At 48.3% G+C, this 20,516-nt stretch carries 19 protein-coding genes and 1 other RNA gene; 6 read left to right on the top strand and 14 right to left on the bottom strand.

Annotated features, from left to right (window positions below):
- Nucleotides 1-29 precede the first annotated feature (29 nt).
- The 3 genes from HR45_RS01920 to HR45_RS01910 all read left to right on the top strand — a co-directional run bounded on the left by HR45_RS01920 (nt 30) and on the right by HR45_RS01910 (nt 3,109).
- The gene (locus HR45_RS01920) at nt 30-239 is read left to right on the top strand and encodes a cold-shock protein (RefSeq protein ID WP_037439137.1); all 210 of its coding nucleotides are present in this window, start codon (nt 30-32) and stop codon (nt 237-239) included.
- Between the two features lie 771 nt (nt 240-1,010).
- Nucleotides 1,011-2,681, top strand: a complete 1,671-nt coding sequence (locus HR45_RS01915; protein WP_037439135.1) for an FAD-dependent oxidoreductase — start codon at nt 1,011-1,013, stop codon at nt 2,679-2,681.
- A 71-nt stretch (nt 2,682-2,752) separates the two neighbouring features.
- Nucleotides 2,753-3,109, top strand: a complete 357-nt coding sequence (locus HR45_RS01910; protein WP_037439133.1) for a cytochrome c3 family protein — start codon at nt 2,753-2,755, stop codon at nt 3,107-3,109.
- 82 nt (nt 3,110-3,191) lie between these two features.
- Here the strand turns inward: HR45_RS01910 and HR45_RS01905 are convergent, their stop codons facing one another.
- From HR45_RS01905 to HR45_RS01890, 5 genes are all read right to left on the bottom strand, one after another.
- Nucleotides 3,192-4,019 (bottom strand): molybdate ABC transporter substrate-binding protein, encoded by an 828-nt coding sequence (locus HR45_RS01905; RefSeq protein WP_037439131.1) that lies wholly within the window; start codon nt 4,017-4,019, stop codon nt 3,192-3,194.
- A 229-nt stretch (nt 4,020-4,248) separates the two neighbouring features.
- The gene (rlmF, locus tag HR45_RS01900) at nt 4,249-5,334 is read right to left on the bottom strand and encodes a 23S rRNA (adenine(1618)-N(6))-methyltransferase RlmF (RefSeq protein WP_052074416.1); all 1,086 of its coding nucleotides are present in this window, start codon (nt 5,332-5,334) and stop codon (nt 4,249-4,251) included.
- Between the two features lie 216 nt (nt 5,335-5,550).
- Nucleotides 5,551-5,868, bottom strand: a complete 318-nt coding sequence (locus HR45_RS01895; protein ID WP_037439129.1) for a DMT family transporter — start codon at nt 5,866-5,868, stop codon at nt 5,551-5,553.
- 277 nt (nt 5,869-6,145) lie between these two features.
- A complete protein-coding gene (locus HR45_RS19340) occupies nt 6,146-6,289 on the bottom strand; it encodes a hypothetical protein (protein ID WP_156103986.1) in 144 nt (47 codons plus the stop codon).
- Between the two features lie 110 nt (nt 6,290-6,399).
- Entirely contained in the window at nt 6,400-6,873 is a 474-nt protein-coding gene (locus HR45_RS01890; protein WP_037439128.1) for an HAD family hydrolase, read from the bottom strand.
- Between the two features lie 164 nt (nt 6,874-7,037).
- Between HR45_RS01890 and HR45_RS01885 the strand changes: the two genes are divergently transcribed.
- Nucleotides 7,038-8,576, top strand: a complete 1,539-nt coding sequence (locus HR45_RS01885) for a phospholipase D family protein (protein WP_037439126.1) — start codon at nt 7,038-7,040, stop codon at nt 8,574-8,576.
- A gap of 32 nt (nt 8,577-8,608) precedes the next feature.
- Here the strand turns inward: HR45_RS01885 and HR45_RS19335 are convergent, their stop codons facing one another.
- The 9 genes from HR45_RS19335 to HR45_RS01845 form a co-directional block, all read right to left on the bottom strand.
- Nucleotides 8,609-8,752 carry a hypothetical protein gene (locus tag HR45_RS19335; RefSeq protein ID WP_156103985.1) on the bottom strand — a complete coding sequence of 48 codons (144 nt, stop codon included), beginning with the start codon at nt 8,750-8,752 and terminating at the stop codon, nt 8,609-8,611.
- A gap of 178 nt (nt 8,753-8,930) precedes the next feature.
- Nucleotides 8,931-10,385 carry a hypothetical protein gene (locus tag HR45_RS01880; RefSeq protein ID WP_156103984.1) on the bottom strand — a complete coding sequence of 485 codons (1,455 nt, stop codon included), beginning with the start codon at nt 10,383-10,385 and terminating at the stop codon, nt 8,931-8,933.
- Between the two features lie 204 nt (nt 10,386-10,589).
- Nucleotides 10,590-11,432, bottom strand: a complete 843-nt coding sequence (locus tag HR45_RS01875; protein ID WP_037439122.1) for a TIR domain-containing protein — start codon at nt 11,430-11,432, stop codon at nt 10,590-10,592.
- 444 nt (nt 11,433-11,876) lie between these two features.
- Nucleotides 11,877-14,765, bottom strand: coding sequence for an aminomethyl-transferring glycine dehydrogenase (gene gcvP / locus HR45_RS01870; RefSeq protein ID WP_037439120.1), 2,889 nt, complete (start codon nt 14,763-14,765; stop codon nt 11,877-11,879).
- Nucleotides 14,766-14,880: 115 nt separating this feature from the next.
- A complete protein-coding gene (gene gcvH / locus HR45_RS01865) occupies nt 14,881-15,270 on the bottom strand; it encodes a glycine cleavage system protein GcvH (protein WP_037439118.1) in 390 nt (129 codons plus the stop codon).
- A gap of 22 nt (nt 15,271-15,292) precedes the next feature.
- Complete coding sequence (gene gcvT, locus HR45_RS01860; RefSeq protein WP_037439116.1) at nt 15,293-16,387, bottom strand: glycine cleavage system aminomethyltransferase GcvT; 1,095 nt, start codon at nt 16,385-16,387, stop codon at nt 15,293-15,295.
- Nucleotides 16,388-16,640: 253 nt separating this feature from the next.
- Nucleotides 16,641-17,855 carry an FAD-dependent oxidoreductase gene (locus HR45_RS01855; RefSeq protein WP_037439114.1) on the bottom strand — a complete coding sequence of 405 codons (1,215 nt, stop codon included), beginning with the start codon at nt 17,853-17,855 and terminating at the stop codon, nt 16,641-16,643.
- 2 nt (nt 17,856-17,857) lie between these two features.
- A complete protein-coding gene (gene ubiH, locus HR45_RS01850; protein ID WP_037439112.1) occupies nt 17,858-19,105 on the bottom strand; it encodes a 2-octaprenyl-6-methoxyphenyl hydroxylase in 1,248 nt (415 codons plus the stop codon).
- A gap of 36 nt (nt 19,106-19,141) precedes the next feature.
- Nucleotides 19,142-19,717, bottom strand: a complete 576-nt coding sequence (locus tag HR45_RS01845; RefSeq protein ID WP_052074432.1) for a UPF0149 family protein — start codon at nt 19,715-19,717, stop codon at nt 19,142-19,144.
- A 231-nt stretch (nt 19,718-19,948) separates the two neighbouring features.
- Here HR45_RS01845 and HR45_RS01840 point away from each other — a divergent pair, with 231 nt between their 5' ends.
- Nucleotides 19,949-20,257, top strand: a complete 309-nt coding sequence (locus tag HR45_RS01840; RefSeq protein ID WP_037439110.1) for a cell division protein ZapA — start codon at nt 19,949-19,951, stop codon at nt 20,255-20,257.
- 35 nt (nt 20,258-20,292) lie between these two features.
- A non-coding RNA gene (ssrS, locus tag HR45_RS19160) (6S RNA) lies at nt 20,293-20,477 on the top strand.
- The last annotated feature ends 39 nt before the right edge of the window (nt 20,478-20,516 follow it).

Here is a 20,516-nt window from a genome sequence, read left to right as displayed (position 1 = left end):
AAAGCTAATTAAATTCAAAGGATATTATTATGTCTAATAAAATCATCGGTACTGTAAAATGGTTTAACTCTGATAAAGGTTTTGGTTTCATTTCTCAAGAATCAGGTCCAGATGTATTTGCACACTTCCGTGCAATCGTTGGTGACGGTTTCAAAACCTTAGAAGAAGGCCAAAAAGTTGAGTTCGTAGTAACTCAAGGCGCGAAAGGCCCTCAAGCGGAAAACATTGTTGCGCTGTAATATACAACGCTCATAATTCCGAAAAAGCATGCCACAAGGCATGCTTTTTTTATTGTCTGATGCGAACACCTGCACTTTTCCGCCAAGCAATTCTGCCTATCCACCCAATTCCCCCCATACGCTTACCGCCACTTATTAACGAAATTACGTTACGACTCATTGCCCAAGAATGCGTCTCATCATTTTAAAAACTTACACAAATCACACCCGAATATGCAGCTGAGAATAGGATCACAAATATAGAAATATGCCGATTAGCGGCGGCATTAACAGCGCGCAAAAACGACGTTTTACGACGCCAAAAGCCAATTTTCCCACTGTTTTCTTAATTCTTAATATTCTGATTTAATTAACTATCTCGCTGTTTGTCCTATATCTCCCAGCCACTTAATGGTGAATAACAGAATATAGGTCACATTATTTTTTAGCTCTATCGCCACCTACCCGTTTAATTCTGTGATGTGTTTTTTACTTTTTTATATTAATGAAACATAACAAAGAAATTTGAACACCTGCTCGCATATTGCCCACGTTTTGCGAAGCACTCCAAAGACACTACGCGCAATTCTTTTGGTCAAACATCATATGTCATATATTTCACATCAAGGATGGCTGGTGTGGAATTTGACCGATGCAATGCAGCCTCAAGTGTGCCTTTAACCAGTAATTCAGATGCGGTTATTACCAACCGCCTGTCAGCATAAACGCCAAATTTTGTCGTTATTGATGCGGGCGCTTGGAATAAAAAAATGCGTAGAGGAGTATAAAAAAATGAGTAATGAGAAACAAAAGCAGCTCGATCAATACACCACTCATGTTCTGCAACATGGTCTTTCACGCCGTAGCTTCCTGACCCGTGCCGCAATGGGCACAGGTGGTTTAGCGGTTGCTGGCTTGGGTATGGGCTCTGCCGCTGCAGCACCACTGCAAGTCGGTCAAGAATATGCTGAAATCGGTGGCGCTACACTCGGTTTCCTGCCTAAGCCAAAAGAGATTTCTGATGCAGAAATCGCGTCAACTCAAACCTTTGACGTAGTCGTTGTTGGTGCTGGCGCATCAGGTGTACCTGCGGCCCTGTCTGCTCGCGAATCAGGTGCTTCTGTTGCCTGTCTGCAAAAACAAGCCACGGCAGTTTCACAAGGTAACACTGGTTCAGGTATCGACCTGAAAAACAGTGACAAATCAGCTGTTGAAGCTTTGGTTAGCCGCCTGATGGCTGACAACCAACACCGTTCTCATCCAGAACTGTTGAGAGAATGGGCCTATAACTCAGGTGAAGCTGTTACTTGGGCAATTGATCGCATCAAAAAAGGCGGTGGTCAGGTAGTTGACCAAGGTACTGGTCCACAACATGGCATTCACGGTATTGCTGACAAAGGCGACCGACTGAACTTTGTTACCTCTTTCTGTGGCCCTAAACCATACACCACTGGTGATGGTATGCGCGCACTGGCAAAAACTGCCGAGAAAGCGGGTGTTAAGTTCTTCTACAACATGCCAGCACAACAGCTGATCCAAGAAAAATCAGGCAAAATCATCGGTGTTATCGCACAAGATCGTGACGGTAAGTACCACAAATATATGGCGAAAAAAGGCGTTATCCTGTCTTCTGGCGACTACCAGAACAACAAAGCCATGTGTGACTTCTTCATTCCAGATCTGAAAAACTTCGAACGTAAGCAACAAGGTCGTATGGGTGACGGTTTTGCCATGGCCTACTGGGCAGGTGGCGTTATCGAACCTGTGGGTCACACCAAAATGCTGCACGACTTCGATGCGGGTCCAGCATCAATGTGCGACATGCCATTCCTGGCAGTAAACCGCAAAGGTGAGCGTTTCGTTAACGAAACCGTCGAAATGTCATTGATGAACAACTATCTGAAAGATGCAGTGAACCAAGGTCACTACTCTCAGGTGTTTGACTCAGATTACATGACGACTGCCAAAGACTGGCCAGGTCATCTGTATAACCCTGAAGAAATCAAAGTGTACATGCCTGAAGAGCCAGGTGAGAAGAAAGGTGTATTCCCTTCAATCACTAACACTTACAAAGCAGACACACTGGAAGAACTGGCGAAGAAACTGGAATGCGATCCTAAAACCTTCGTGGCCAGCGTTAAGCGTTATAACGAGCTGTGTGCCAAAGGTAAAGATGAAGACTTCGGTAAAACGTCAAGCCGCATGGTGCCAGTACTGAAACCTCCATTCTACGGTATCCATCGCCGCATGCGTATTTCTACCCTGTGTTCAGGTGTACTGGTGAACAAACATCACCAAGCACTGGATGCAGACGGCAAGGAAATCCCAGGTCTGTTCATCATCGGTAACATGGCCGCAGGTTTCTACGGCGGCGTTGACTATCCGTTGACTGTGTTCGGTTTGTCTCTGGGCCGTTGCTACACCTTCGGTTACCTAGCAGGCAAATACGTTGCCAAGCTGTAAGCAGCAGCGTGAGCAAAAGGGTGGCCTATAACTTAGGCGCGTTTTACCGAATAAGATAAATGGAAAAGAAAATGAAGAATTTCAAATTATTCAACATCATACTTGCTGCTGCGCTGACTGTATTTGCTGGTAGCACTATGGCAAAAAGCGATACTTTACTGGACCAAACGCACTTTTCAAAAGGCATCAAATGTGCCTCTTGTCATGGTGACGCTCAACCACGTGAAGCAGTGACTATGATGAAATGTGTGAAGTGTCATAACACTGAAAAACTAGCTAAGAAAACCAAAGACATGAAACCAACCAACGTGCACAACAACCGTCACTTTGGTACTGAAACTGATTGTTTAAGCTGCCACAAAGTGCATCAGAAATCTGAAAACGCTTGTGTAAGCTGTCACCCACGTTGGGACTTCAAAGTACCTTAGACACGTGGTCTACATCCCTTGTTAAGTATGAAAAAGGCGAACCTGCGGGTTCGCCTTTTCGTTTGCCGTATTTGCTTATTGATTACTGCTCAGGCGGTTGAAAACCATAACGGGCAAGAATCGTCTGCCCTTTCTCAGACAGAATAAAGTCGGCTAACTGCGCAGTGTCTTTACTAGCGCCGTTTAGTACCAAAAGGCCATATTTCGCGCCCACGGCCAGCGCTTGTGGCACCTGCACTATCTGCAAATCCGGGACTTCTTTTTGCGCTAACTTAGCATTGGTGCAATAGGTCAGAAATACGTCGGCCTTTTTATTGGCCATCACCCAGCCATAAGGGTTACGGCCTTTAGGCGGTTTAGCGCTGGAGGGGCCGCCGGTAAGTTTATGCGCCTTCTGCTCTAATGCGGCCTGAGCGCCCACTTTCATCGCTTCAGCTTTGGCAAACAGTGTCCACGCATAGTCACCCGCAGGATCTGACTTAGGCGTTGAGGTGCCAAGGGTAATATCAGGATCTAAAATCGTCTCTAAAAAATTAGCCGTGGTCAGCGGTACATTTTCCTGTGCCAAGGCACACAGCTGATTGCGGGCAAACATGGTCACTTTCTCGCCCGCATTGGCTGCCACTAACGCTTGTGGATGCTTCATATTGGCTGAAGCAAAAATATCGACCTTTTCACCTGCTTCAATGCGCTTACGTAACAAGCCAGATGGTGCAAACTGTGCCGACACTTTCTGCTGCGTTGCCGCCTGATAATCGCCGACAATTTCCGTCATCGCCGCTTTTAAACTGCCAGCAGCACGCAGCTCAATCGCCGTATTATTTTCAGTTGCCGCCGTCACGTTCTGCATCACTCCCATCATCAGCGTCGCCCCAACGCTTAACGCCAATACCCGCTTTTGCTTTGTCATGCTGTGTCTCTCCGTAGAACCGCAAATTCTTTGATTTATGCCTCGCCAACAACACGCGGACGCCCCCACAAGGTGAAATATTATCGTGGCTCCCACCTTTATGTAATCAGTTATATAACGATAATTAGTCGAAGCGCAAAGAAGAGGTCGTTGGTTGGTTAAACAGGTGAATGACTGGCATTAGCAAAAGGAGCATTGCATGCTGCACCATTATTAAAAAGTGTAGCTGCTAACCCTTTGCTAACAGCCAACTGTGGCGCTGCTCGGCGGATAAAAAGCTCCACATCATAAAGCGGCTGATTTTTTGCCCTTGCGCCATTTCGACAATCTTGGCCTCAACTGCGCCGGCTTTTTCCAGCTGCTTTCTCATCCAGCGCACATTGTCTTTTTTCGAGATCAAACTGCTGAACCACAGCACCTGCGTTGCAAACTGCGCACTTTCAAAGGCCATATTTTTGAGAAAAGCGGCTTCACCTCCGGGACACCAGAGCTCCGCCTTTTGGCCGCCAAAATTCAGCGTAGTCGTTGTTGATGCCATTGGCTCAGTACCAGCAGCTGATTTGGCGCCGCGCTGTTGCTGGTGTTTTTGCAGATTGGTGAGTTTGCGCTGGGTACCCTGCTGCGCTTCGGCCAGCGAACTATGAAATGGCGGATTGCAGCTGGTCAGTGTAAAGCGCTCACCGTCGGCAATAATGCCGTTAAAGATCGCTTGTGGGCGCTGTTGCAAACGGCATTCGATGTGCTTTTTGAGCGCCGGATTACTGCTCGCAATCAGCTGTGCATTTTTGACTGATACTGGGTCAATATCGCTGCCGACCACACGCCAGCCATATTCGACAGCGGCAATAATTGGATAGATGCAGTTCGCGCCCACGCCGATATCCAGCATGCGCACATTGGTTGGTTGCAGCGCCGGACAATCGGCATATATCAGCTCGGCGATACGGTGAATATAATCAGCACGACCGGGAATGGGCGGACATAAAAACCCCGCGGGAATATCCCATTGGCGCACGCCGTAATGATGCGCCAGCAGCGCCTTGTTGAGCAGTTTTACCGCCTCAGGATTAGCAAAGGGAATGGTGTCTTGCCCACGTGGATTTTGCGTGACAAAGTGCTTGAGCGCAGGCTCCGCTGTTACCAACGCGGCAAAGTCATAACTGCCGCGATGACGATTGCGCTGGTGCAACCCGGCTGCCCCTTTGATGATCGCTACCTTCATGTTTGAGGGCTTGGCGGTTGAGGCTGGCGGTTGGGCTGACTTTTTGGCGGCTGAATTGCCTTTCACCACAGATTTCATCGCAGGTTTAGCCATGTTTACTCTTTTCAAAATCCCCAACCATCATCCATTATCAAATATCACCGCACAGGTCGCGAATTAGGCTAAACGTTATCAGCCAATCGCGACGGCGCTATTGTGATGGTTTTCGCGACGAAGTGCCAATCCTCGCCCACGAATTTAACCGCGAAGTCCACGCGACACCGTTAAACGATGCGCGTAAATCGGCTAAATGTACTTAGGTTTAGCTGGCTAAGACGAGGACAGTTTAATCCCGACAATTCCGGCCATAATCAACAGTATGCTGACGAGTTTAACAGCGTTCATCTGCTCACCAAATAACAGCGCCCCGGCAATCACCGAACCGATAGTACCAATCCCCACCCAAACGCCATAAGCGAGGCTTAGGGGTAAGCTTTTCAGCGAGACACCCAACAGCACAAAACTGAGAACTAAGCAGATAATCGTGATAAGTGACGCAACCGGCTGGCTGAAACCTGCTGAATATTTCAGGCCAATGGCCCACGCAATTTCGCTTAAACCAGCAAAGACAAGGATAACCCACGCCATATATGCAAACCTCTGATATATGGGGTCGTCCCCGAGTAAGATAGAGCGGTGAGGTCGTCCTCACTTCCTTGGAAAGGAGGATTCTACCTCATTCGTTAGCGGCTAAATAGCCCGAACACAAATCTTTGAATGGAAGCAATGAACCGCTTTTTAATCAGCGGCCCAGAGGTTAATACGCACACTCGCAACACACAGCTAAACGGCAGACATGATTGCTGCCGTCACAAACCAACGCGGCTGAATCAAGGCTTAGCAAAGCTTTGCCTGCACAAGCCAACTACTGGCGACGCGATGGACGATGCAACGCAGAAACACGGAATTCGCTAAGCAACCAACTGCCCAACCACGAACCCACTGACAACAACACCAATGCCAGCAATACTGAAAGTGCACCTGCCGCTAAAAATGCTTCCCAATCCATCTGTTCATCCCCGTTGTTATTACTCGTGTCCGAGTATTAATTTTGTCTAATCTTAAAGGATCGAGCAGAGCGCAGGTGTCTACACCGTCACAGAATGTTGAAAGATTCAGTTAAGAGTAAAGCTGTGATAAGTGACTTATCTGTTTAACGTTGATGTGCGCATCAAGGCGGATCTGTTTCGGATTAAACCAAATCGCGTTGATACCCGCATGCAGCGCTGGCTCAATGTCGTTGTCATAGCTGTCGCCCACCATGATCACCGCCTGAGGTTCAACGTCCAGTATGTCGAGGATTTTGTGAAAAAACGCTGGCGTTCCTTTGCCAATACCGAGGTTGGCTTTGCAAAAATATCCGGCAATGTAGGGTGATAACCCCACGCGCTCAAAGGCTAAGCGAATATCCGCTTCAGCTGAATCGGCAGCATTAGTCGCCACGTAGATCAGATTGTGTTGCGAAAGCTGCTTGAGCACGTCTCGCGCACCATCAACCGCTTCAACCCTTGGCCAGTCACACATTTTTCCCTGCTGCTCAAGAAAATCGACCATCAGCGTATCGCCCCAGTCAAACAGATAGATGTTGCTCACTTTGCCTCCGGTCGTTCGTGCCCATTGCTGAGCGTTATGCTTGGTTGTTTGCTGCTGAATTGTCAGTTAGCGCTGTTAACGCATCACCATAACGGTGACATCAGTTACGCCAACGAGTATGTTACTTAATTCCACGATAAATCGTTTTTTTATTATCTGCACTTATGTCGAACAAAACCTGCATCAATCTCGTTTTCGCTTCTCTGTTGCTGTTCGCCGCGGGCTGTACTGCTGCGCCCGACAGTGTGCCGTTATCCGACCGTGACTATTGTGCGCTGCAGCAACCCCGCACCACCGAGACGCTCGCTCAATTTACTGCGCCCTACGCCAAAGAGATGCAGCACAAGACGGGGGTTTATGTGTTGGAGCAAGGCACGGAGGCGATGATGTCGCGCGCTTGGCTGGCGGAACGAGCAGAGAAAACTATCGACGTACAATACTTCATCTTTTCCATTGATAACGTGGGCTTGATTGCGACTGACTATTTAGTGCGGGCGGCAGAGCGCGGCGTCAAGGTGCGGGTGTTGGTGGATGACATCATGCTGGAAGCGCGCGGCGATGAGCTATTGATGCTCAACGCCCACAAAAATATTGAGATTAAGATCTATAACCCGAACGTTAATTTGGGTAAGAACATTTTCCAAAAAGTGACAGGGCTACTGACCGATTTTCACGGCATCAACCAGCGGATGCACAACAAGGTGTTTTTGGTTGATCAGCAGATTGCCGTCACCGGTGGCCGCAATATTGCCGACGAATATTTTGGCTTCGACCACGAATATAATTTCAGAGATCGCGATGTTTTTCTAGCCGGCAAAGCCGTTCACGCGGTGGAAAGCTCTTTTGAGCAGTATTGGCAAAGCAAGCTCAGCGTGTCCATCGCCACACTGTTCGATAAGCTGCCCGCCCCTGACAATCCAGAGTTTTCGCGGCTACATTCCTACGCCTGCAATCCGGCCAATTTCAGCCCTGAAATTCGCGCCGAGATTGAAGATGTACCCGCCACCTTTAAACAGCTTGCCGATGAAGGGAAGTTTTTATTCGTCGATAACGTGGAATATATTGCTGACCTACCGGGTAAGAATGACCGCCGCCATTTTCTCGGTGGTGGCAGTATTACCAACGCAAAATTGGTGGAACTGGCAGAAAGCGCCAGCGACAGCATAGTGATTCAAACGCCCTACTTGATCACCACCAAAAGCGACCGCGCATTTCTGCGCAAACTGATGCAGCGAGGGATCAACATCAAAATCCTCACCAACAGCTTGGCTTCGAACGACAACTTAGAAGCGTTTAGCGGTTATCAACGGAATAGAGCCGCATTGCTGGCAACTGGGGTAGAAGTGTATGAATTCAAACCCGATGCCAAAATCCGGCAAAAGGTGATGTCTGAGCATATGTACAAACGCTCGGCAACCGTGCCCATCTTCGGCCTGCATGCTAAAACCATGACCATTGATAATCACATCACAGTGATTGGCACCTACAACTTTGATCCCCGCAGCGCCAACCTGAACACCGAAAGCATCACGGTAATTGACTCACCGGCAATCACTCAAGACGTGAAAGCCTCGATGCTCAAAGAGATGGACGCCGACAACGCTTGGCAGATCACCAAAGACTTTAACCCCGACAGCACCGAGAGTTTATCCAAGCGCATCGGGGTGAAATTACGCAGAATTGTGCCGAAGAATATTTTGTAGCTTTCTATTCGGCTTGATTACAAAAGCGGGAGTTACTGGCGACTAGATGGACGATGCAGCGCAGAAAAACGGAATTGGTCAATCAACCAACTTCCTAACCAAGAACCCACTGACAACAACACCAATGCCAGCAATACTGAAAGTGCACCCGCCGCTAAAAATGCTTCCCAATCCATCTGCTCATCCCCATTGTAATTACTCGTAACCGAGTATTAATTTTGTCTAATCTTAAAGGTTCGGAATCAGCAGCGGTGTTTGCGAGGTCACATAATGAGCGGACGCCACTCAAAAAACAGCTGTTGGAGAAAAGCCCGTTAGGACGTCTGAGGTATCAAATCAATTTCGGATAACAATTTATGGATTAACTCCGGCGTCAACCGACATTGCCTGGAGGTCGGATTGCACGCCCTTGTTAGGCGCTTTTACATTTTTGATGTCAAAGAAAAACCACACTGACTCAGCTATCTTTTCTTCATCCTTATCTCTCGCTACAACGTACCATTTGAAACTTCCCGTATTTTTCATGGAAATAGAACTTGAGGACGATAACTCAACTTTCCTACCTTCACTTTCAAGTGGAAACCACTTTTTATTCTTTTCGTTATACTTCTCAATAATAAGTATATATTTAACGGCATCTTCAATATCTTCCCAGTCAAAATTTATTTCGGAAGTATTATTTCTGACTTGGGCTCCATCGAGTGGTTGCAAAAGTTTTATAGGTTTATCTTTGAAGGGATTAAATTCTTGATAAAGAGTACTGCAACCCCATATTACCAACCCAACCGTTAAAGTACTCAGAACACCCATTGTCCACTTCTTAGACTCTGACCATTCTTTCTTATCATTAGTAGGCACTTTAGGGATACTTTCTTTAGCATATCCGACATAATTATGATAAAGATCACTTAATCTAAACTCATCCAGCAAAAGCTTCCATGTTTTGTAGGCTGTAACACTTTTTGTAAATACAATTTCAGGATTTTTAACTAGCTTAGTAATTGAAACTCTCCGTTCTTCGCTTAATGATGAGTATTGATAATTTTCCAATATATAAGCCAGAGAAATGGCCAGTTCAAATAAATAGTGAGAGCTTTCAAATTTTCTTTTAATGGATTGATCTTCACTAGTTTCTGAAAAGTATCTAGCTAAAATGCCTTGCCGATCTATTAGAATGCTATTTTTATCTACCTGATGATCATCATTTTTAGAAATAACGCTCTTAACTATGTCGGGCTTTGGATTTTTATGTCGAGTAAGCAGTTCTACAGCAGCTTCGTTCTCGACTAAGTTATCGCTTTTGTTACTTTCTAGCGCAACATATGGATAAGCCTTAAGCTTACGTTGAACAGGACGACTCTCTTTTCCTCCTGAACAAATTATTGAGCAGATTGCTCTAACTAAAGTTAATAATTCTTTATGGGTTTCAATGTTTATTATCTTCTGCAAATCATCAATGCATCCATTAAAGTCTATTTCATCGGCCGATATAGAAATAATGACAAGCTCAGAAGAGAATTGGTGAATTTTCATTTTTACTGGTACTTTTACACCAGCAATTGTTCCTTCAAACGGAATTCTTTTGCCAACAAATCCATTCTCTGATTTTTGTGGCTCTATGGCATTATAAAAGACATTTGTAGGTTCTAAAGTATTTGGATAGAAATCAAAAGATGATATTCCACCAATTTTATTTATAAAGTTCTTTGCAGTCTTTACATTAAAGTGTTTGATAGCATTACAATAGTTGACGCCATTTTCAGGCGCCCCAACCACTATTTTCCATGCTAAATTTAGCTTTAACTTCATTCTGAACCTTAAAAAGTTTGGGTTGGAGGGGGTGGGGTCGAACCACCCTTCATATGAAGCGCCCACTGCGCCCCCCCTTAAAATGGACATTCTACAATATTGCTACATCTCAGGCACCTATCGCCGCCAACACGGGCCTAGCGGAGCGAGGTCCAGCCCGCGGCTTCTCGCGGGCGATTGTGCTTGGCCTTGTTAGCGCTGATTTTAGAATGGGATATCATCATCAAAAGACTTGGGAGCCGGTGGATTTACTCTTTTATTGGCTTTATGTAGAAGTTCTTCGTTTTCTAGTAAGTAATCAATTCCATCGGCTGTTATGGAAAAGGCGTAATACTCACTGTCATTGTACTCGTGATCTATTGCGATGTTCCTATCTAAAAATCCGACTCGCTCCAGCTTAATTGCTGCTAGGCTAAGTATTCCTTGCTCAACACCTTTGAGATCGTTGAATGTACTCCATACCGAAACACCATCAGGAGAGCTCGCATAGCTTTCTAGTACTTTAGCCAGTAATCGATGCTCAACATCACCAAGCTTGTAGTTGTATCCGACTTTCCTGCGGGCTTTTGTTGGGATATTTAGATCTTGAGAAAGCAACCCTAGATTAGCGACTTCTTTTTTTATTAAAACACAGGGGTGATTAACAGCAGCCTCAAGATTTCCATCTGACCTCTCGCCGTTATAATCGGCAGGTGTAAGCCCCAAGAGATCAGTAGGAAAGTGTAAGTCTGTATCTCTGGGCTTTACTATAAAGCACCTTTCTTTTCCTAATGTCCCTACAAAGAGCCCAAGCTCGAACACTACATTATCTCGTACGATGTGCTTTTGCTGATTTCGGATTTCTGCTATGTCATCTGGGGTAAAAATGAAAATGGCAAAGTCTACTGATTCTGCCATATTTACCAACGAATCAATTGTATTCTGAGAAAGATTAAAGCCGTGCTTCCAAACGGTCACTTCAGCCTGGTGGTCTAAATTTACATTGAACGCATCAGCAACATCTAAGCTCTCTACCGCTGAGGCTATAAATATTCTCGGTTTTCTCATATATCTTCCTTATAGCTCGGTAAGGGCCGCTAACAGTATATTAGACGACATAATGTCGCTTTTTTACGCTTACATCATGTCGTTTTCTATGAAACCTTGTCGTCTAATCTATGCTCACATCTTATTGAACACAATAGGAAAAGTGATACTTGGTTCTAAGAAATTGCATCAAAATATGCTCAAACGATAGCAAACGGTATTCAGTTAACGCTGAGCAGGAGGATGTACTCCGACATTTAACAGCACATGCGGACTTGTGGCCGTCGCCAGCATGGATGCTGGCGCCGAGATTACACGGACGTACTTGCATCGTGCCACAAGGTTGCGTGTGCATAAGCCTGCGGCAGGCAATTGACTACTGGGAGCTAAAAACAAAAAGGCGAACCTGTCGGTTCGCCTTCTCAAGCTTCAAGCTAACTTGTCACACAAGTAGCGATTGACCCGTTACTTGTACTCCGAAACCGGAATACAAGAACACATCAAATTGCGATCGCCGTAAACATCATCAATACGATTAACGGTCGGCCAAAACTTATTGGCACGTACTGCCGCACTTGGGAACACCGCCAGTTCACGGCTGTAAGGACGCTCATCAAAGGTTGGGTCCATGATATCTGCCATAGTGTGCGGCGCATTATGCAGCGGGTTGTTATCCGCTGGCCACTCACCGGCTTCCACTTTGGCGATTTCGCCGCGGATAGACACCATCGCTTCAATAAAGCGATCCAATTCCACTTTTGATTCAGATTCGGTTGGCTCAATCATCAGCGTACCCGCTACTGGGAAGCTCATGGTTGGCGCATGGAAACCGTAGTCGTTCAAACGCTTAGCGATATCCATTTCGGTTACGCCTGACGCTTCTTTTAACGGACGCAGGTCGATAATACATTCGTGCGCCACGCGGTCGTTACGGCCACGGTACAACACGGGGTAGTGCTCAGACAGCTTCTTAGCTAAGTAGTTAGCGTTCAGCATGGCGTTTTGGGTCGACAGACGTAAGCCTTTCGCCCCCAGCAGCTTGATGTACATCCAGCTGATTGGCAGGATGCCCGCACTACCGTATTGCGCCGCAGACACTGCGCCGTTGTTGTCGCTGTCTTTGCCCAGTTTTACCACTGAGTGACCGGCGACGAACGGTGCCAAGTGTGCCTTAACACCGATAGGACCCATACCTGGACCGCCGCCTCCATGAGGGATAGCAAAGGTCTTATGTAGGTTGAGGTGCGATACGTCAGCGCCGATAAAGCCCGGAGCAGTAATGCCCACCTGTGCGTTCATGTTGGCGCCGTCGAGGTAAACCTGACCGCCATGTTGATGCACGATATCGCAGATTTCGCGCACAGATTCTTCATACACACCGTGAGTCGATGGGTAAGTGATCATGATACAAGCCAAGTTGTCAGCCACTTCTGCAGCGCGCGCGCGCAGATCCGCCAAATCAACGTTACCTTGCTTGTCGCATTCAACCACCACCACTTTCATGCCTGCCAGCTGTGCTGATGCAGGGTTAGTGCCGTGGGCTGAGTGTGGGATCAAACACACATCGCGGTGCGCTTGGCCGTTGGCTTCGTAGTATTTCTTAATCGCCAACAGACCGGCGTATTCGCCTTGTGCGCCTGAGTTAGGCTGCATGCACACTGCATCGTAACCGGTGATTTCCACCAACCAATCAGACAGTTCGTTCACCAGTTGGGTGTAACCTTGTGCCTGATCTTGTGGGCAGAATGGGTGCATGTTGGCAAATTCTGGCCAGCTTACTGGGATCATTTCCACCGCAGCGTTGAGCTTCATGGTGCATGAGCCCAGAGAAATCATTGAGTGATTCAGCGCTAAGTCTTTGTCTTCAAGACGTTTGATATAACGCATCATTTCAGTTTCGCTGTGATACTGATTGAAGGTTGGGTGCGTCAGAATCGCATCTTCACGCACTAAGTGCTCAGGGATAGAGGCAGTACCGTTTGCGACGATATCGCTATCCAGCGCAGCCACATCCAAGCCATGACCCGCACCCAGAATGATATCGAACAGTTGAGCGATATCAGCGCGAGTGGTGGTTTCGGCCAAACTCACGCCCAGTGTGCCTTCAGCATCAATACGCAGGTTAACCCCCGCAGCGGTTGCACGGGCGACGACTGCATCAACATCAGCGACGGTGAAGGTCAGAGTGTCGAACCAAGTGCTGTTAGCGATGCTCACGCCTTTGGCGGTTAAGCCAGCGGCCAGAATATCGGTTAAACGGTGAATGCGTTCAGCGATGGTTTTCAGACCTTGTGGGCCGTGATAAACCGCATAGAACGACGCCATGTTGGCCAGCAATACCTGTGCAGTACAGATATTAGAGTTGGCTTTTTCGCGGCGGATATGTTGCTCACGGGTTTGCATTGCCATACGCAGTGCGCTGTTACCGCGAGTATCTTTTGATACGCCGATAATACGGCCTGGCATAGAACGCTTGTGCGCATCTTTAGTGACGAAGAATGCTGCATGTGGGCCACCAAAGCCCATTGGCACGCCAAAGCGTTGAGTAGAACCAAACACCACATCTACGCCAAGGCTTGCTGGTGACTGCAACAGCACCAGTGACATGATGTCAGCCGCTACTGTGATGATGGCTTTCTTCTCTTGCAGTTTGGCAAACAGCTCAGCGTAATCGCCAATCGCACCAAACTTGTTGGTGTATTGGAACAGGGCACCAAACAGCTCGTAGTCGGCGGCGGTGTCAGCCGGGCCAACCACGACGTCGAAACCAAAACATTCGGCGCGGGTTTTGACCACGTCAATGGTTTGTGGGAATACGTCATCAGCGACAAAGAAGATGTTAGCTTTTTTAGCTTTAGATACGCGCTTAGCCAGTGCCATTGCTTCAGCGGCAGCGGTGGCTTCATCCAGTAGTGATGCGGAGGCGAGATCCAGACCAGTCAAATCCATCGACATCTGTTGGTAGTTCAGAATCGCTTCTAAACGACCTTGGGCAATCTCTGGCTGATATGGCGTGTATGCCGTGTACCAACCTGGGTTTTCCAGCACATTACGCAGGATCACGTTCGGTACTTCAGTACCGTAGTAACCCATACCGATGTAACTTTTGAATACCTGATTCTTGTCGGCAATCTCACGCAGATATTCAATACCTGCCGCTTCAGTGCAAGAGTCATCCAGTGCCAGTTCACGGCCAAGACGAATAGCTCCCGGCACGATTTGTGCGGTGAGATCTTCCAGAGAATCCGCGCCAACATAGTTGAGCATCTGATGCTGTTGTTCTGCATCAGAGCCGATATGGCGGCGAATAAAGAGATCGTGTTGCTCGAGCTGAGCGAGGGTTTGCTTGGTCATTTGACTATTGTTTCCACTTGTCGCCGATATGCGTCTGTAGGGGGAGACGATGTATCGGTCTATTCTTGTTCAAACAAACGAAGCCCCTTATGTGGGGCTTCGTTGGCATCGACGCTTATTCTTCGTCGATAACAGCCTGATAGGCTTCAGCGTCCAGCAGGTTTTCCAAGTCGCCGTCGTCAGTTGGCTTAACACGGAAGAACCAACCGTCAGCATATGGCTCGCTGTTTACCAGCTCTGGGCTATCTTCTAACGCTTCGTTTACGGCGATCACTTCACCGGAGATTGGCGCGTAGATATCAGAAGCGGCTTTTACAGATTCAGCCACTGCACAGTCGTCGCCTGCGCTCAGAGTGTCGCCCACTTCTGGTAGCTCAACAAACACCATATCGCCCAGCAGCTCTTGTGCATGCTCGGTGATACCTACTGTGTAGCTGCCGTCAGCTTCTTTGCGAACCCACTCGTGAGAAGCGGTGTAGAGTAATTCGTTAGGAATATCGCTCATTATTGTTTTCCTTTACCGTAATTCAGAAAGCTTGTTTTCCGTTGCGCACAAAACTTGGTGCTATCACTTTAACAGCGACGCGCTTCTTGCGCATTTCCACCTCGGCAGAATCCCCGATTGCGTTTGGAACCCGTGCCATCGCAATAGAATAGCCTAATGTGGGGGAGAATGTACCACTGGTAATAACGCCAGTATGTTCAACACCGTTTGCATCGGTGAAATACACTGGCATATCGTGGCGCAGTACCCCTTTTTGTTCCATCACTAAGCCCACCAGCTTTTCAGTGCCAGCGGCTTTAAGTTCGGTCAATGCTGCGCGACCAATAAAGTCACGGTCGCTTGGTTCCCATGCAATGGTCCAGCCCATGTTGGCTGCCAGCGGATTGATGGTTTCATCCATATCCTGACCATAGAGGTTCATACCAGCTTCCAGACGCAGCGTATCGCGTGCGCCAAGACCCGCAGGCTTAACACCCGCTTCTAACAGTGCTTGCCAAAGTGCGGGGGCATCATCTTCTGGCACCATGATTTCATAGCCAGCTTCACCGGTGTAACCTGTGGTCGCAATAAACAGCGTACCCGCTTGCACACCAAAGAACGGCTTCATGCCTTCAACGGCGGCGTTTTGTGCTTCAGTGAATACGGTGGCGGCTTTGGCCTTGGCGTTCGGGCCTTGGACGGCAATCATCGCCAGTTGTGGACGTTCAATCACGCTAACGCCAAAGGCTTCGGCTTGCTTGTTGATCCACGCTAAATCTTTTTCACGGGTAGCTGAGTTCACCACCACGCGGTAGTAAGTGTCAGTCAGGTAATAGGTGATCAAGTCATCGATCACGCCAGCAGTCTCATTCAGCATGCCGCTGTAGAGTGCTTTACCGGAAACTTTTAGTTTGTCGACGTCATTCGCCAACAGATAACGCAGGAAAGCTTTCGCGTTATCACCTTCAATATCTACCACTGTCATATGAGATACGTCGAACATGCCAGCGTCTTGACGCACGGCATGATGTTCCTCGATTTGGGAACCGTAGTTGAGGGGCATATCCCAGCCGTGGAAGTCGACCATCTTAGCGTTGGCTTCCAAGTGCTTTTGGTAGAGAACAGTTTTATTAGCCATTGTTATCCCTTCTCTGTCGGGGCTTGCGGTTTTCTTATCCTGCTGACACAGGGTTAAAATGCTTCCCGAGTATAAACTGCGTGCGATTTTGTTATACAGGTTAAATTTCTAATCCGATCTATTTTAGATTAGTTTTTTTAATCCGATAACATAATACCATTACACTAGCGGTGAGTTTGTGAGCAAAATAAAAGCCCAAAATATGAATTTATTTTGGGCTTTTATTTTGTAAATATAGGTTAAAACAGCGATTTTAATCAGGCTTACACAAGCTAGGTAACTTAAATTTATGTCCCATGGCCTGTTGCATGAACAGTGTTTTCATTCCTGAAACACTATTGACTAAGTTTAAGCCAATATCGCGGATCGCTTTCTTGAGTGGATTGTTACCAGCAAACAAACGGTGGAAGCCTTCCATCGCCGCAATCATCTCCATCGCTTCCGCTTTACGCCAGCGCTCAAGACTGCGTAAATGTTCGTAAGCCCCAATATCTTTGCCTTGCTCGTGCAGCTTAGCTATCTCTTCGACAATGGCGCCCGCATCTAAAAAGCCAAGGTTAACCCCCTGCCCGGCCAGCGGATGAATGGTATGCGCGGCGTCCCCCGCCAACACCAACCTATGCTGGGCAAAATGGCGCGCAAAGCGCATCCGCAGCGGAAACGATTGGCGTTCGCTCTGCACTTCGCATAAACCTAGCTTGCCATCAAACGCCGCGGTCAGCGCTTTACTAAAGCTGTCATCATCCAGTGCCAATAGCTGCTCAGCTTTTGCAGGCGGTACTGACCACACAATCGAGCACAGATTGGCATCGTACAAAGGTAGAAATGCTAATGGGCCTTCAGCGGAAAACGCCTGCCGCGCACACGCGTTGTGCGGCATCTGGGTTTTAATGGTGGCAACAATTGCCTGATGATCGTAATCCCAGAAGGTGAGCGGAATACGGCATTGCTGCCGTACCCACGAATTGGCACCATCGGCCGCAACCACCAGCGCGGCACTGATGCTGTCGCCACGTTCTAGGGTGATCCACGCTTCACGTTCGCCAAAGGCTAACTGGCGGATCTTTTCATTTTCCAGCAACCGCAGATTGTCATACTCGCCTGCCGCTTGCGCCAAGGCATAGTGAATCGCGTCGTTTTCGATAATAGTGCCGAGCGACGTTGCACTGATAGACGCCGCATCAAACTGAATCGCGCCCATGCCGTCTTTTTCCCATACGTCCATTTTGCTGTATGGCGACAGACGGTCGGCGGGAATGTTGCTCCACGCCCCCAAATGCTGCAGTAATGCCTGACTGGCTTTATTGATGGCGCTGACGCGCAAGCGTGGTTCGCCACTGACCGGGGCGGCAGCCTTGCTGTCAATGACCACTACATCTAAACCGGATTTGGCGAGGCCGCATGCGGTGGCGAGTCCCACCATGCCGCCACCAATCACGGCCACATCATAACTCTGCGTTTTGAACATGCTTAGCTCCTTGCCCAACAACGGGATTGCTGCCGTCCTTGCCACCCCATGGCGCGTTTTGCCACAGGGGTTTTTAGTGGTGGCAACCAAGACAACAGCCGTAAGCCGAGGTTACGCCCTGCCACCAGCGGCCAATACTGATTTGAGAATCCGCGCACCAGTAGTTCGATACTGGCTATGGTTTCGCGGCGATCCACTTCGCGGCTCTGTAGATAATGATGGATCACTTTCGCGCCACCGACATCTTCATTTTGCGTCAGCGCTTCGGTCACCACATCAATTAACGCCATTACATCGCGCATGCCGAGGTTAAAACCTTGTCCGGCAATCGGATGCAGGGTCTGGGCGGCGTTGCCGATATAGAGGGTGCGGTGATAGGCCGGACGCGGCATTAACGAAAGTGCCAGTGGGTAACTGTGGCGTTCGCCGACGTTAATCAAGTCACCTGCGCGATTGCCAAAGGCTTGCTGTAGTGCTTGTAAAAATTCGGCATCGCTCAGTGCCAGATGCTGCTCCAACAACGGCGTTGCCATCGCCCACACTAATGACAAGCGTGGTTGACCTGCGCTGTCGGCCATCGGCAGTAAGGCAATCGGGCCATTTTCAGTGAAACGTTCCCACGCCATATGATGGTGCGGCTGACGACTGGTGATATTGGCAATAATGGCGCTTTGCCCAAATTCATTGACGTCGAGCGGTTGCTGCTGCAACTCACGCACTTTGGAATTTAGCCCGTCGGCGGCAATCAGCAACTTACAGCTGATTTGACGGCCATCATCGAGGGTTAACAGATGTTGCTGCTGGTCACTGTCGATAGTGGCGAGCGTTGCCGGACAATAGTACTCAATGTCGCTCTTGTGCAGCATAGCTTCCAGTATCTGTCCGGCGCGCGTCAGTTCTATCACTTGCCCCAGAGCATCGAGATGAAAGCGCTCGGCGTTAATTTCGGTCATGCCGAAATGGCCACGGTCTGAGACGTGAATATCGCGAATAGCCGTACCGAGTTTGGCCAGTTTTGGCCAGAGACCGAGTTGCGTGAGGGCGAAGATAGAACCTTGCGCTACCGCAATCGCGCGCGCATCAAATCCAGATGCGTGTTCGCCAGACTGGTGCGCTTCAATCAGCGCTATGCGCAGCGGTTTACCAGCTGCTTGCGCTTGCTGTGCTAATCCTAATGCGGTGGTTGCGCCCACCATAGCACCGCCGACAATCGCAACATCTACTTGAGTCAAGTTGGCGTTTGAATCCATGTCGATTTTCAGACCGCGGCTGGCGGCCTGTACTCCTTAGTGCAAAATACCTTGGTCTTGCGCGCCGGTAGCGCTGGCTTGTGCATGCAGCACAAATTCGGCAAAACAGAGAATGGCGGCCATACGCACAAATTCGAGTAACTCTTGAAACGCACTTTCACACTCATCATCTTCAGTGACGTTAAGATCGACTTGGGTGATCTCCGCCAGATCGCGAATCACATCGCGCACATCTTCCGATGCTTGATTGAGTTTAGGCTGCACCACGGCAATGCCCGTCAAAAAGCTTTGAGTCCATAGCGACAGCGCTTCTAATCGGGAAGAGAGTGACTCTTCCTCTTCCGGCAGTAACAGGGTAAAGCCAAATTCTGGGTCGGCCAGACGCGCAACCACGTCTTGATGCATCTCTTGAATGAGGCTACTCAGCGACGTGGGTAATGCCTTACCATCATTCATCAGTTCGCACATAGGTTGTAGCCAATCGGTTTCAGCACCGCCGCCGCTGATAATGCCCACCAGCGCACCATGAACTTCTACCGGATGTTGGCCAATTTCGGCACTGTCTAACTGTTCGCGCAGCTTATCAATCTGCAATGAAGGAGGAGTCGCCATATCCCACAATCTCAATGAGTAAATTACTTTGGCAATGCTATCAGAGTTGGCGAAACTGACCAAGGTAAAGGGCAAAAACTGCCGAGCTTTACGCGCTTTATCTGCAGAACTGTTCAGTGAAACACCAAACAAGAAGCAATCGGCGTTTCGTTCAGCTTTGGTGACTTGCACTTTAAAACGCAGGCCTTTATAGTCCGCCTCAGAAGCCGGGCAAATGGAAGATTGTCAAAAATGAGTACTAACGCCGTTGATATCACGTTGATGGGACGCAGCTACTCAATTGCTTGTCCCGCGGGGCAAGAAAAGGCTCTGAAGTTAGTAGCGCACAATATTGAACAGCAGTTAACGCAGCTGAAAGGGCGTACTAACAGTCTCAGCAGAGAAGATTTATTAGTGATGGCTGCATTAAATATTGGCCACGAACTGCTGACAGAAAAACAGAAGAATCAAGAATATATGCAACAGATGGATGAACGTATTCTGCTGTTGCAGTCGACACTAGAGCAGGCGCTGGTTGAGCGTAGCGATAGAGACGTCTAAAATAAGATTATGAGTCATAGACTCGAACCCAGATTTGCTCCCTGGAGTGTGCGATAGCTGGCAATGTCCCTGTGCCGATATCTTTGACCTTAGGGTTACTGTTTTTACTGACATTGAGCATGCTCGGCGCGAACCGAGAAGCCTTAGGATGTAATCAGTGACCCGACCTTGAACTTCTGGTTCAAGGGCTTACGCCGGTTAACGGCACTTTGGGGAGCATCCCAATATATAAAATCGGCTTAGGCCGATTTTTTTCTTT

This window comes from Shewanella mangrovi (assembly GCF_000753795.1).
Classification (GTDB): Bacteria; Pseudomonadota; Gammaproteobacteria; order Enterobacterales; family Shewanellaceae; genus Shewanella; species Shewanella mangrovi.
This window is presented reverse-complemented; position numbering and strand designations above follow the sequence as displayed.